The 12501-nt window shown below is 73.9% G+C and carries 12 protein-coding genes; 11 read left to right on the top strand and 1 reads right to left on the bottom strand.

Going from position 1 to position 12501, the window contains the following annotated elements:
* Window positions 1-259 precede the first annotated feature (259 nt).
* The 10 genes from ACIA8O_RS28775 to ACIA8O_RS28730 all read left to right on the top strand — a co-directional run bounded on the left by ACIA8O_RS28775 (window position 260) and on the right by ACIA8O_RS28730 (window position 8696).
* Window positions 260-1630 (top strand): condensation domain-containing protein, encoded by a 1371-nt coding sequence (locus tag ACIA8O_RS28775; protein WP_396296876.1) that lies wholly within the window; start codon window positions 260-262, stop codon window positions 1628-1630.
* A gap of 49 nt (window positions 1631-1679) precedes the next feature.
* On the top strand, window positions 1680-1916 hold the full coding sequence (locus tag ACIA8O_RS28770) for a hypothetical protein (RefSeq protein WP_396296875.1): 237 nt from the start codon (window positions 1680-1682) through the stop codon (window positions 1914-1916).
* Complete coding sequence (locus ACIA8O_RS28765; protein ID WP_396296874.1) at window positions 1913-2476, top strand: hypothetical protein; 564 nt, start codon at window positions 1913-1915, stop codon at window positions 2474-2476. Before ACIA8O_RS28770 ends, ACIA8O_RS28765 begins: the two co-directional genes overlap by 4 nt.
* A gap of 46 nt (window positions 2477-2522) precedes the next feature.
* Window positions 2523-3125, top strand: coding sequence for an O-methyltransferase (locus ACIA8O_RS28760; RefSeq protein ID WP_396296873.1), 603 nt, complete (start codon window positions 2523-2525; stop codon window positions 3123-3125).
* Window positions 3126-3158: 33 nt separating this feature from the next.
* Complete coding sequence (locus ACIA8O_RS28755; protein ID WP_396296872.1) at window positions 3159-3806, top strand: UbiX family flavin prenyltransferase; 648 nt, start codon at window positions 3159-3161, stop codon at window positions 3804-3806.
* Between the two features lie 120 nt (window positions 3807-3926).
* The gene (locus tag ACIA8O_RS28750) at window positions 3927-4388 is read left to right on the top strand and encodes an Lrp/AsnC family transcriptional regulator (protein WP_396296871.1); all 462 of its coding nucleotides are present in this window, start codon (window positions 3927-3929) and stop codon (window positions 4386-4388) included.
* A 4-nt stretch (window positions 4389-4392) separates the two neighbouring features.
* Window positions 4393-5355 (top strand): threonine/serine dehydratase, encoded by a 963-nt coding sequence (locus tag ACIA8O_RS28745; protein WP_396296870.1) that lies wholly within the window; start codon window positions 4393-4395, stop codon window positions 5353-5355.
* Window positions 5356-5406: 51 nt separating this feature from the next.
* Complete coding sequence (mqnE, locus tag ACIA8O_RS28740; protein WP_396296869.1) at window positions 5407-6570, top strand: aminofutalosine synthase MqnE; 1164 nt, start codon at window positions 5407-5409, stop codon at window positions 6568-6570.
* Between the two features lie 182 nt (window positions 6571-6752).
* Complete coding sequence (locus ACIA8O_RS28735) at window positions 6753-7643, top strand: L,D-transpeptidase family protein (protein ID WP_396296868.1); 891 nt, start codon at window positions 6753-6755, stop codon at window positions 7641-7643.
* A gap of 108 nt (window positions 7644-7751) precedes the next feature.
* Window positions 7752-8696 (top strand): beta-ketoacyl-ACP synthase III, encoded by a 945-nt coding sequence (locus tag ACIA8O_RS28730; RefSeq protein ID WP_396296867.1) that lies wholly within the window; start codon window positions 7752-7754, stop codon window positions 8694-8696.
* A 223-nt stretch (window positions 8697-8919) separates the two neighbouring features.
* Here ACIA8O_RS28730 and ACIA8O_RS28725 read toward each other — a convergent pair whose 3' ends face one another.
* The gene (locus ACIA8O_RS28725) at window positions 8920-9561 is read right to left on the bottom strand and encodes a TetR family transcriptional regulator (protein ID WP_396296866.1); all 642 of its coding nucleotides are present in this window, start codon (window positions 9559-9561) and stop codon (window positions 8920-8922) included.
* A gap of 373 nt (window positions 9562-9934) precedes the next feature.
* Here ACIA8O_RS28725 and ACIA8O_RS28720 point away from each other — a divergent pair, with 373 nt between their 5' ends.
* Complete coding sequence (locus ACIA8O_RS28720) at window positions 9935-12280, top strand: PQQ-binding-like beta-propeller repeat protein (RefSeq protein ID WP_396296865.1); 2346 nt, start codon at window positions 9935-9937, stop codon at window positions 12278-12280.
* Window positions 12281-12501: the final 221 nt, after the last annotated feature.

The raw sequence follows: 12501 nt of genomic DNA, 5'->3' as shown, positions 1-12501 counted from the left end.
TCGGAGCCGCCCGGCGCGGTGGCCCGGCCGCCCGGCGGCGGCGCCCCGTCCCTTGCCCGGCGATCAGGCGGTCGGTAGGTTACCGGGCAAGCCGGACGGGGGTGCGAGCCCCGGACGGATCGTCAACACCCTTGCGGTGCACGGTGGTTCGAGTACGCCGGAGCCCCGCGAGACCCGGACCCTCCCGGCCGTCCGCCCGGTACGCGGCACTCCAGTCGAGTCACGGGGCGGTTCCTCCTGCCGCCCGGAGGGACGTCCGGTGAAGACCGAAGCCGAAGCCGAAGCCGCCACCCTGTGGGTCAGCTGCACCGGGGCCCGCAGCGGCGAGGGCCCCGTCACCTGGGGCCAGTACGCGATCTGGCACGCGCTCCGGGCGCTCCGCCCCGGTGACCACGCCTACAACGTCCCGGTGGACGGCCCGGTCTCCCCGCCGCTCCCGCTGGAGACGGTCCGCCAGGCCCTCGGCGGGCTGCTGTACGTCCACGACGCCCTCCGCACCCGGGTGGTGGAGGCCCCCGACGGCGAACTGCGCCAGCAACTGGACGGCGAGGGCGGCGCCCCGCTCCACCTGCGCCCCGGCACCGCCGACACCGCCGCCGGGATCGGCGCCGAGCTGCGGCAGGAGCTCTGGGGGCGGGCCTTCGACTACGCGGGGGAGTGGCAGGCCCGGTTCGGCGTGGTGGTGGAGGACGGGCTGGTGCACCACCTGGCCGCCGTCTTCTCGCACACCGCCGCCGACGCCTGGGGCCTGCCCCGGCTGATGGAGGACCTCATCGCGCTCTCCACCGGCGCGAGCCGCGAGCAGGTCCGGGAGGACTCCGCCGCCGAACTCCAGCCGCTGGAGCAGGCCGCCGAACAGCGCTCCGCCCGCGGGCAGCGGCTGGACGCGGCCGCCCGCCGGCACTGGCGCTCCGCCGCCGCCGGGGCCCGCGCCCCCGAGACCCGGCCCCGGCCGGCCCCCGCCCCCGAGGACCCGCCCTACCGCCGGGCCCACCTGCTCTCCCCGGCCCTGCCGCAGGCCCTGGCCCGGCTCTGCCCGGCCGTCCGGGCCACCCCGCCCACCGTGCTGCTCGCCGCCACCGCGCTCACCCTGGCCGAGTGGGCCGGCACCGGCCGCTGCGGGCTCCAGTTGATGGTCAACAACCGCTTCCACAGCGGCCTGGCCCGGGCCACCGGCCCGCTCGCCATGGAGGGCTACCTCGCCATCGACACCGAGGGCGCCGACTTCGCCGAACTCCTCGGCCGCACCAAGCGCGCCTCGCTGGCCGCCTACCGCAGCGCCTACTACGACAAGAGCGCCCTGGAGGCCGAACTCGCCCCGTACGCCGGGGAGCCGGGCGTGCTCTTCGAGCGCTCCTGCTGGTACAACGACCAGCGCGTCGCCCCCCTCCCGGCCCCGGACCCCGCCTGGACCGCGGCCGCCTCCCCCGCCGCCACCCTCAGCTGGCAGCCCGCCACCGACCACGGCGGCCGGGTCAGCTACGTCCTCCACATGGCCGACCAGCCCGGCGGCCTGGAGATCGCCATGACCGCCGACTCCCGCCTCTTCACCCCGGCCGAGACGGAGCGCCTGCTGCGCGCCATCGAGCGGACCGTGATCGACAAGGCCACCGCGGCGCCGCTCTCCTGACGTACCCTCACCTTCACACGAACGAATGTGCGGTGGGGGAGACGTGGGGATGACGGCTGAGCCGGTACGACGGGGAAGAGCCGCGCGGGGCCTCTTCGCGCTGGCGGTGCTGCTGCTGGTGGCCGGTGCGCTGGGGCTGCTGGCCGGGGGAGTGGACGGCCTGCCGGGGGTGCTGCGGACGCTGAACCAGCCCCTGGCGGCCCTCCTGGCCAGTGCGGCGGCCTTCGCGGCGGCGCTCGTGCTGTCCGGCGCGAAGGCGGGGCGATGGGTGCGGGGGCGGAAGTGACGGGGCGTCGGACGAAGGTGCGGGCCCTGCTGGCGCTGGCCGGGCTGGTCCTGGTGGCCCAGGTGATCGGCAGCATCGCCACCCACCGGGGCGGGCTGGTGCTGATCCAGGAGCTGGACCGGCCGGTGCACTGGGGAGCGGCGCTCGTCCTCCTGCTGACGGCCGCCGTGGTGGTCGGCAGCCGGGACGACTCGGTCAGGTCCACGGTCCTGATCGCGGTCGTCGTGCTCGGGTTCCTCGCGATTCCGGCCGTCCAGTTCACCAAGCACGACTGGAAGCTGGCCGAGCGGCACCGGGCACCCGCCCGGGCCGACCGCGAGCTGGTGGTGGAGACGGGCCGCGACATGATCGACCCGCTCTGGATGGTCTACCTGGAGCAGGGCAGCGGGCTGACCGAACGGCGCTGGCACCTCGGCCGGTTCAACGGCGACGCCGAGGACGGTGCCCTGGTCGAGGCGGCCTGGGACGGCCCGGACCGGATCCGGATCAGGACCGGCGACGGCCGCGTCCAGCTGATCGAGCTCGCCCCGGACGGCACCCCCCGGAGCCGGGCCGAGTAACCCGAACGCCGGACGGGCCGGGCCCCGGGCTGATGGGATGGCGGGCATGTCCACTCATGGCACCGACTCCTACGCGGACCGGACCGAGCTGCCGCCGCTGGTCCGCCGGGCGCTGGCCGTCGCGCGGGCGCACGGCTTCGCCCACTCCTGCCGCCCCGAGCAGGGGCGGCTGCTGCACGCACTGGCCGCCGGGGCGGCCGGGCGGATCACCGAGACCGGGACGGGGTGCGGGGTCGGGCTGGCCTGGATGGCGAGCGCGGCCCGGCCCGGGGTGGAGCTGCTGAGCGTGGAGCGGGACGCCGGGCGGGCGGCGCTGGCGGCGGAGGTGTTCGCGCAGGTGCCGCACGTCCGGGTGGTGCACGGGGACTGGACCGAGATCTACCGCCACGCCCCGTCCGACCTGCTGGTGCTGGACGGCGGCGGGAACGGCAAGCAGACCGAACCGGCCGACCCGGAGCGGCTGCTGACGGCCGGTGGGGTCCTGGTGGTGGACGACTTCACGCCGAGCGACGGGTGGCCGCCCCGCCACCTGGGCGAACCGGACCACGCCCGGCTGCACTGGCTGGGCCACCCGGCCCTGCGCGCGGTGGACCTCCGGCTGGCCCCGGACCTGAGCACCGTGGTGGCGACCCGGGTCCCGCCCGGGTGAGGACCGCCGCGGGCACCCCCTAATGTGCCCGGTATGAGCACAGACCAGCAGAACGTCCGCCGGCCCTGGGTGGTCGGGGTGTCCGGAGCGTCCGGGACGCCGTACGCCGCCTCCGTGATCCGGGCGCTGCTGGCGGCCGGGGAGGCCGTGGACCTGGTGGTGAGCCGGGCGGCCCGGCTCACCATCCTGGACGAGACCGGCATCTCCTTCCGGGACGCGCACTGGCGGGAGGACCTGGCCGCGTGGCTGGGGAGCGAGGACCTCGACGACGTCCGCTACTGGCCGGCCGGCGACTTCGCGGCCGGCCCGTCCAGCGGCTCGTACCCGGCCAAGGGGATGCTGGTGGTGCCGGCCACCACCGGCGCGGTGGCCGGGATCGCGCTGGGCCTGAGCAAGGACCTGCTCCAGCGGGCCGCCTCCGTCACCCTCAAGGAGCGCCGGCCGCTGGTGCTCTGCCTGCGCGAGACCCCGCTCAGCGGGGTGACGCTCAAGCACCTGGTGGAGCTGGACGCCCAGGGCGCCGTGGTGCTGCCGGCCTCGCCGGGCTTCTACGCCGGCGGCTCGACCGCCCGCGAACTGGTCGATTTCGTCGCCGGGAGGGCGCTGGACGCGGTCGGTGTGCCGCACACGCTCTACCGGCGTTGGGAGGGAGAGTTGGGCGACGGCGGGAAGGTCGGGTAAGCGGACGCTCGTTGGGAAGGTATGTTCTCTGAGATATCCGGGTCGATCTGAGCATGTCGCCTTCGAAACCGGATAATGATCTGTGGGTCTGGAGAGGTTCGGAAGGACGCGGGCGGATACATGGACACGGTGGACAGACAGCTCATCCAGGCCCTGCGGGAGAACGGCCGGGCCTCGTACGCCGAACTCGGCCGCCTGGTCGGCCTGTCCGGGCCCAGCGTCACGGACCGGATCAACCGGCTGGAGCAGGCCGGGGTGATCACCGGGTACCGGGCCACCGTCAACCCGGCCTCGCTGGGCTTCGGAGTCACCGCGCTGATCGGTCTGCAGCTGACCGACGCGGCCGACCACGAGGACGTGGCGCACCGGCTGAAGGACCTCGGCGAGGTCGAGGACTGCTGGTTCATCGCGGGTGACGACTCGTACATGCTGAAGGTCCGGGTCTCCGACGTGGAGGGCCTGGAGTCGGTGGTCAAGCGGCTCTCCGGCACCAAGGGGGTGGCCCGCACCAGGACCACCGTGGTGCTCTCCACCAAGTGGGAGAACCGGGTGAGCGAACTGCCGTTGGATTCGGGGGAGTAGAGCGATGGCACTGGTCGGCCTGGAGGAGCTGCGCGCCGCGCAGCAGCGCATCGAGGGAGTGGCGGTGCGCACGCCGCTGCTGCCCGCCCCGTGGGCGGAGGACGGCACGCGCCGGCTCTGGCTCAAGCCGGAGAGCCTCCAGCCGACCGGCGCGTTCAAGCTGCGCGGGGCGTACAACCGCCTCTCCGCGCTGAGCGAGGCCGAGCGGGCCCGCGGCGTGGTCGCCCAGTCCAGCGGCAACCACGCCCAGGCGGTGGCCTACGCCGCCCAGCTGCTCGGCATCAAGGCCGTGATCGTGATGCCGGACGTCTCGCCCGCCGTCAAGGTCGAGAACACCCGCTCCTTCGGCGCCGAGGTGATCCTGGTCGCCCCCGGCGAGCGGGACACCCTGCCGCAGGAGCTGGCGGAGCGTCACGGGTACGTCTGGGTGCCGCCGTACGACGACCCGTACATCATCGCGGGCCAGGGCACCGTCGGCCTGGAGATCGCCGAGGACGCTCCCGACGAGCTGGACACCGTCCTGGTGCCGGTCAGCGGCGGCGGCCTGATCAGCGGCACCGCCGCCGCGCTCAAGCTGGCCTGCCCGGGCGTGCGGGTGATCGGCGTGGAGCCCGAGCTGGCCGCCGACGCGCAGGCCAGCTTCCGGGCCGGCGAGCGGCTCAGCTGGTCCACCGACCTCACCTACCGCACCATCGCCGACGGGCTGCGCACGCCGAGCGTCGGGGTGCTGCCCTTCGACCACATCCAGGCCTACGTGGACGACATCGTGACGGTCTCCGAGGAGGAGATCCGCTCCACCGTCGCCCGGCTGGCCCGCCGCGGCCGCCTGGTCGCCGAGCCCTCCGGAGCGGTCGCCCCGGCCGCCTACTTCCACCGCGCGGCCGAGCTCGACGGCCGGGTCTTCGCCGCCGTGGTCAGCGGCGGGAACGTCGACCCGGGGCTGCTGGCCGAGCTGCTGGCCGCATAGGCGTAGGCTCGTTCCGGTCGATATCCGAGGCACGAGGAGGCGGGGCACCGCATGGACGCAGGGCTCAAGCGCGAGCTGGAGGCGAAGGTCTACGCGGGTGAGCGGCTGACCCGCGAGGACGGCATCGCCCTCTACGAGAGCGACGACCTGGCCTGGCTCGGCGGTCTGGCGCACCACGTGCGGACGCAGAAGAACGGCGACGTCGTCCACTTCAACGTCAACCGCCACCTCAACATGACCAACGTCTGCTCCGCCTCCTGCGCGTACTGCTCGTTCCAGCGCAAGCCGGGCGAGAAGGACGCGTACACCATGCGGATCGAGGAGGCGGTGCGGCTCGCGAAGGCGATGGAGGTCGAGTCGCTGACCGAGCTGCACATCGTCAACGGCCTGCACCCGACGCTGCCCTGGCGCTACTACCCGCGGAGCCTGCGCGAGCTCAAGGCCGCGCTGCCGAACGTCTCGCTGAAGGCCTTCACCGCCACCGAGATCCACTGGTTCGAGCGGATCAGCGGCCTGACGGCCAGTGAGATCCTGGACGAGCTGATCGACGCCGGCCTGGAGTCGCTCACCGGCGGCGGCGCGGAGATCTTCGACTGGGAGGTCCGCCAGCACATCGTCGACCACGAGACCCACTGGGAGGACTGGTCGCGGATCCACCGCCTGGCGCACGAGAAGGGCCTCAAGACCCCGAGCACCATGCTCTACGGTCACATCGAGGAGCCCCGGCACCGGGTCGACCACGTGCTGCGGCTGCGTGAGCTCCAGGACGAGACCGGCGGCTTCCAGGTCTTCATCCCGCTGCGGTACCAGCACGACTTCCACGACTCCAAGGACGGCGTGGTCCGCAACAAGCTGATGGCCCGTACGGAGATGGCCACCGGCGCCGAGGCGCTGAAGACCTTCGCGGTCTCCCGGCTGCTCTTCGACAACGTCCCGCACGTCAAGGTCTTCTGGGTGATGCACGGCGTCACCACCGCGCAGCTGGCGCTCAGCCACGGCGCCGACGACATGGACGGCTCGGTGGTCGAGTACAAGATCACCCACGACGCGGACAACTTCGGCACCCCGAACAAGCTGGGCCGCGACGACCTGCTCGACCTGATCCGCGACGCCGGCTTCCGCCCGGTGGAGCGCAACACCCGCTACGAGATCATCCGCGAGTACGAGGGCCCCGACCTGAACCGCCGGGAGACCCCGCAGGCGATGCGCCTCTGAGCCGTGCGTCACACCGTCCCCCGGGAGGCAACCCCGCCCGGGGGACGGTGCGTATCCGAGGCGCGTATGCTCACAGGCTCACCACACGCCAAGGGTTCCGTTCCGGCCCGAGGCTTTGGAAGGATCGCTCCATGTCCGGTTCCCATCGCGCCAAACCTCGAGGCGGGGCAGCAGCGGCCCCCGTGACCCTGGAGGAGGGGGCGCGTCCGAGAGGGCACCGGCGCAAGCCCAAGAAGAAGAGCCACGGCGGCAAGGCCGCGCTCGGCTCCACCGCCTTCCTGCTGGCCGCCGTCTCCGGCTGGTTCACCGTCGGGCCGGGCAACGCCGAGCCGCGGGTGACCGCCGCCGGGGTGCCGGACCGCCCGCTCCCTGACGGCCCGTCGGGGGCCACCCCGTCCGCCGACCCGGTGCAGGCCAAGGCCGACCAGCGGACCGAGCAGCCCGCCGCCGACCGCTCCGACCGGGGCGACGGCACCTTCGCCGCGATCCCCGGCATCGGCCCGAAGTTCGCCGCCCAGATCCCGGCCGACACCCGGCAGCTGCTGGTCGCCACCGGCAAGGCGGCCGACGCCTCCGAGACCGCCGTGGTGCTCTGGACCCGGACCGCGGACAACCGCTGGAAGCCCGGCGCCACCTGGCAGGGCCACAACGCCTACAAGGGCTGGACCGCCGCCGGCGACAAGAAGCAGGGCGACCTGCGCAGCCCGATCGGCGTCTACGCCCTGACCGACGCCGGCGGCCGCAAGGCCGACCCGGGCTCGAAGCTCCCGTACGACCAGGACAAGGCCTTCGTCATCGGCGGCACCGGCTTCAACGGCGAGCAGCTGGCCGGCTCCTTCGACTACGTGGTGGCGATCAACTACAACCGGGTGCCCGGCACCTCCCCGCTCTCCACCAAGTACCCGATGGGCGTGGGCCGGGGCGGCGGCATCTGGCTGCACGTGGACCACGGCGGCCCGACCCACGGCTGCGTCTCGCTGCCCGAGGCGCAGATGGTCGAGCTCATCAAGGCGCTCGACCCGGCCGCCAAGCCGGCCATCGTGATGGGCGACGCGGCCTCGCTCGCGTCCTGAGAGGGGCTTGACGACGGGGGAGTTGTCCAGCCCCTACAGCTTCCGACCTCGTACGTTGTACCGGTGCGCGACCGGGCGACCGGCCGGTAACGCTGTTGAGTGGGTGGTATGACCGCCTCCCGCATCGTGGCGCTCGGCCACTACCAGCCGCCCAAGGTCCTCTCCAACGACGACTTGGCGACGCTGGTCGACACCGACGACGAGTGGATCCGTTCCCGGGTCGGCATCCGCACCCGCCACATCGCGGAGGACGAGACCCTGGTCGACCTCGCCACCGGGGCTGCCCAGAAGGCGCTGGCCAACAGCGGTCTGATGCCCGACCAGATCGACCTGGTGGTGGTCGCCACCTGCACCGCCACCGAGCGCAGCCCGTACACCGCCGCCGCGGTGGCCGCCCGGCTGGGCGTGAAGAGCCCGGCCGCGTACGACATCAACACGGTCTGCTCCGGCTTCTCCTACGCACTGGCCACCGCCGACCACGCGATCCGGGCCGGCTCCGCCACCCGCGCGCTGGTGATCGGCGCCGAGCGGATGTCCGACACCATCGACTGGTCCGACCGCACCACCTGCGTGATCTTCGCGGACGGGGCCGGGGCCGCGGTGCTGGAGGCCGTCCCGGACGAGCGCGCGGGCATCGGCCCGGTGCTCTGGGGCACCGAGCCGGACAAGGGCGACGCGGTGGTCATCACCGGCTGGGACCCGACGATCAGTCAGCAGGGCCAGACCGTCTTCCGCTGGGCCACCACCCAGCTCGCCCCGCTGGCCCGCCAGGCCTGCGCCAAGGCCGGGCTGGAGCCCTCCGAGCTGCGCGGCTTCGTGGCGCACCAGGCCAACCTGCGGATCATCGACGCCATCGCGGCCAAGCTCGGCCTGGCCGAGGACGCGGTGGTGGCCCGGGACGTGGTCGAGTCCGGCAACACCTCGGCCGCCTCGATCCCGCTGGCGCTCTCCAAGCTGGTCGAGCGCGGCGAGCTGCGCAGCGGCGACCCGGTGCTGCTGTTCGGCTTCGGCGGCGGGCTGGCCTACGCCGGCCAGGTGGTCCGCTGCCCCTGACGCCCCCTCGGCGTCGGCCACCCCTCGGCGTCACCGCCCCTCGGACACCCGGGACGCACCCCCGGGACGGCGAAGGACCCCGGGCCCTCACGGGCCCGGGGTCCTTCGCATCGGTCGGGCGTGCTGCGCGGTGTGGCGGTCGGCCAACCTCCCCCGAGGACACGGCCGGCGTCCGGCACGTCCCGGACAGGAAACCGGGACGGAGCACGCGTGGACGGGTGGTTTACTTCGGCGGCTTCTTCCCCGTGACGCCCAGGTAGATCTGGAGCGCCAGCGTGGGCTTGAGGTCCTTGGCCTTCACCCCCCAGGAGGTGAAGGCCTTGGCGTGCTCGGCCGCCGAGGCGAGCAGCGAGACCAGGGCCCCGGAGAGTCCGGAGGCGTCGACCGTCTTGTCGGTCTTCCCCTGGTTCGCCGAGATGGCCTCGGCGAGGGGCCCGGCCACCGAGTTGAGGACCTTCATGCGGATCTTGAAGAACCGCTTGTCCCCTTCGGCCGCACCGAGAGTGACGACTCGGAGAATGGCATCGTGCTTGCGCCAGAAGGCGAGAAAACCCTCGACCAGGTCTTCCGACGTGGTGAGACCGGTCTTTCCCGCCCAGGACTTTCCATCGACGAGCTCCTTGAGCTCGGCGCTGTCCTCGGCCATTTCCTCGGCGATTTCGAGGACTGCGCCCTCGACGTCCGGGAAGTACTGGTAGAAGGTCGCGGGGGAGGTGCCTGCCATCCGGGCGACGTCGATGACCTTGACGTCCCGGTAAGGCGACGTGCTGAGCATCTCGCGGAGGCAGTCGAGCAGCTTCTGCCGCGTCTCCTGTCCGCGTCGCCCGGCGACGCGACCGTCGACGGTGCGAACTTGTCCTGTCATGCCGTCAGCTTACCGTGGCAAGATCTTGGCGCGATTCGGTGATGCGACTATTAGGCCGCCCGTGTTGATGGATATTCAGATCCGGAAGGCGGGGTCGTTCCCCCCCGTGATCTGACGGGACCCCAGCGTGACGGGTCGTCGGCTGAGGCTCCGTCGGGTGGCGCAGAGTGACCGTACCGGAGCCTCCTGTTCCGGATGGCCGCCGGCCGGCCACCCGTCGGCCGTCGGTCCGTCAGATCCCTGACAGGACGGCCGGAACCCGCCCCGGCCGGGGCTGCGGCGGGGGAGATTGGATCAGGCGGGGCGGGCATTGGAGAATCGGGGGCGTCGCGCCCCCGACCGGGTGGCGGCAGGACGGGGAGGTGACTGCGGAGTGGACCAGCTTTCGGCGCACGATCCGAGGCGGATCGGGCCCTTCGAGGTGCTCGGGCGGCTCGGCGCGGGCGGGATGGGACTGGTCTACCTGGCACGCTCCGCCTCCGGCCGCCGGGTGGCGATCAAGACGGTGCGGGCCGAACTGGCCGAGGACGACCTGTTCCGGGTCCGGTTCGCCCGGGAGATCGCGGCGGCCAAGACGGTCGGCGGCTTCTACACCGCCGCCGTGGTGGACGCCGACGCGGACGCCAGGGTGCCCTGGCTGGCCACCGCGTACGTCCCGGCGCCGTCCCTGGAGGACCTGGTCGCCCACTGCGGACCGCTCCCGGTGGACGCCGTCCGCTGGCTGATCGCGGGCATCGCCGAGGCGCTGCAGTCCATCCACGCGGCCGGGCTGGTCCACCGCGACCTCAAGCCCTCCAACGTGCTGGTGGTCGAGGACGGCCCCCGGGTGATCGACTTCGGCATCGCCGCCGGCGTCTCCAGCTCCCGCCTCACCATGACCAACGTCGCGGTCGGCACCCCCGCCTACATGTCGCCCGAGCAGGCCAAGGACAGCCGCAGCGTGACGGGCGCCAGCGACGTCTACTCGCTCGGCTCGCTGCTGGTCTTCTGCGCCACCGGCCACGCCCCCTACCGGGGCGCCAACCCGGTCGAGACCGTCTTCCAACTGCTGCGCGACCAGGCCGACCTGACCGGCCTTCCGGCCGAGCTGCACGACCTGGTCCGGGCCTGCATGCGGCAGGAGGCCGACCAGCGCCCGACCCCGGCCCAGATCCAGGCCGAGCTGGCCCCGCACCTGTTCTCCCGGGACGACGCGGCCGGGGAGGCGGGGGACTGGCTGCCCGTCAGCGCGATCGACCTGATCGAGCAGAAGCGCAACCGCCGGCCCACCCCGCCGCCCGCGCCGGTCCCCGCCCCGCAGCCGCAGCCCCATCCGCAGGGGCACCCGGCCCCGCCGGTGGGGCCGCCGGTGGGCCGGCCCGGCCACCCGGGGCACCCCGGGCAGCCGCAGCACGAGCGGGCCACCGAGAAGCTCTCCGGGCGCCCGCCGCAGGGCGTCCCCGGCCAGGGTGCCCCGGGCCACGGCGCGCCCGCCCAGGGGGCCGTCCGGCTGGCCGGGGCGGCGGTGCCGATAGGGCCCGGCCCCCGGGCCGAGGCGGCGCCCGGCGGGATGGCCGGGCCCGGCACCGACTGGGTGCGCCGCGCGACGCCCTCGGGGGCCGTACCGCCCGCCGAGGCCGAGCCGCCCGCCCCGCGCTGGCGCCCCTGGCGGTTCCGGATGTCCAACGACGTCTGGGGCACCCCGGTGGTCGCCGAGGGCACCCTGTTCGTCTCCAGCTTCGAGGTGCACGCCCTCGACATCGGCTCCGGCCAGCGCCGCTACAAGACCCGGGACGTGGCCTGGGCGCTCGCGGTGGACTCCGGCCGGGTGCACGCCGCCGACGGCCCGCACCTGTACACCGTCGACGTCCGGGACGGCACCGAGCGCTGGCGCAACTCGCTGGACGGCTGGATCTACTCCCTGGACGCCGCCGACGGCGTGCTCTGCTGCGGCGTCAGGGGCGGTGGCGTGCAGCTCCGTTCGGCCGCCAGCGGGGCCGAGCTCTGGCGCGCCGACGACGCCCAGCAGGACTACGAGAACCCGCAGTCCGGCCCGGCCCTGGTGGCCGGCGCGATGTACTACCACGGGGGCGGACGGCTGCGCTGCGTCGACCCGCGCGGCGGCGGCATCCGCTGGGCCATCCCGGTCGGCGAGGGCGTCCCGTCCCGCCCGGTCGAGCACGCCGGCACCCTCTACCTGACCTCCGGCACCCGGGTGTTCGCCCTGGACGCGGCCACCGGCGCCGAGCGCTGGCGGTTCGAGGCGGCCGTGGTGCTCTTCACCCCGCCCGCGGTCGACAACGGCGCGGTCTACGTCGCCGACTACCTCGGCACCGTCTACTCGCTGGACGCCGCCACCGGCCGGGACCGCTGGCGCGGCCGCACCGGCAGCCGTCAGGGCGCCGAGCCCGTGGTGGTCGCGGGCGGCACCGCCCTGGTCGGCGCGGGGGACACCCTGCACGCCTTCGACACCGCCTCCGGCCACGAGCGCTGGCGCTACCGGGCCCGGGGCGACCTGGTCGGCACCCCCGCCGTCGCCGACGGCCTGGTCCACCTCGGCAGCCGGGACCACTCCCTGCACACCCTGGACCTGACCACCGGTCAGCTCCGCTGGGAGCTCGGCACCAAGGGCGAGCTCACCGGCTCCCCGGTGGCCGTCGGGGGGAGGGTCTTCGTCGGCTCCAAGGACCGGTGCGTCTACGCTCTGGACGCCTTCTACGGCACGGCCGTGCCGAGCTGACGGGCGCGACGGGGGGATGACGGAGATGAAGACGGTGTCGGGGGTCCTGGAGAGGCCGGAGCTCCCGGATCTCGCCGAGCAGTTGGAACAGGCGGAGCGCCGGGGGGGGGGGCGGGGGCCCCCGCCGGGGGGGGGGGGGGGGGGGGGGGGGGGGGGGGGGGGGGCCGGGGGGGGGGCCGGGGTCGGTTCGGCGGGGCGGGTGTTACCGCCGCCCCGGTTGC

Source organism: Kitasatospora sp. NPDC051853 (genome assembly GCF_044452665.1).
Taxonomy (GTDB): domain Bacteria; phylum Actinomycetota; class Actinomycetes; order Streptomycetales; family Streptomycetaceae; genus Kitasatospora.
Note: the sequence above shows the minus strand (reverse complement) of the source record. Positions and strands in the feature narration are given on the sequence as shown.

Excerpts from the sequence above, each read along its gene's own strand:
- ACIA8O_RS28770 (WP_396296875.1), top strand. The coding sequence starts at position 1,680 with ATGACGGCTGAGCCGGTACGACGGGGAAGAGCCGCGCGGGGCCTCTTC.
- ACIA8O_RS28760 (WP_396296873.1), top strand. The coding sequence starts at position 2,523 with ATGTCCACTCATGGCACCGACTCCTACGCGGACCGGACCGAGCTGCCG.
- ACIA8O_RS28755 (WP_396296872.1), top strand. The coding sequence starts at position 3,159 with ATGAGCACAGACCAGCAGAACGTCCGCCGGCCCTGGGTGGTCGGGGTG.
- ACIA8O_RS28750 (WP_396296871.1), top strand. The coding sequence starts at position 3,927 with ATGGACACGGTGGACAGACAGCTCATCCAGGCCCTGCGGGAGAACGGC.
- ACIA8O_RS28745 (WP_396296870.1), top strand. The coding sequence starts at position 4,393 with ATGGCACTGGTCGGCCTGGAGGAGCTGCGCGCCGCGCAGCAGCGCATC.
- mqnE (WP_396296869.1), top strand. The coding sequence starts at position 5,407 with ATGGACGCAGGGCTCAAGCGCGAGCTGGAGGCGAAGGTCTACGCGGGT.
- ACIA8O_RS28730 (WP_396296867.1), top strand. The coding sequence starts at position 7,752 with ATGACCGCCTCCCGCATCGTGGCGCTCGGCCACTACCAGCCGCCCAAG.
- ACIA8O_RS28725 (WP_396296866.1), bottom strand. The coding sequence starts at position 9,561 with ATGACAGGACAAGTTCGCACCGTCGACGGTCGCGTCGCCGGGCGACGC.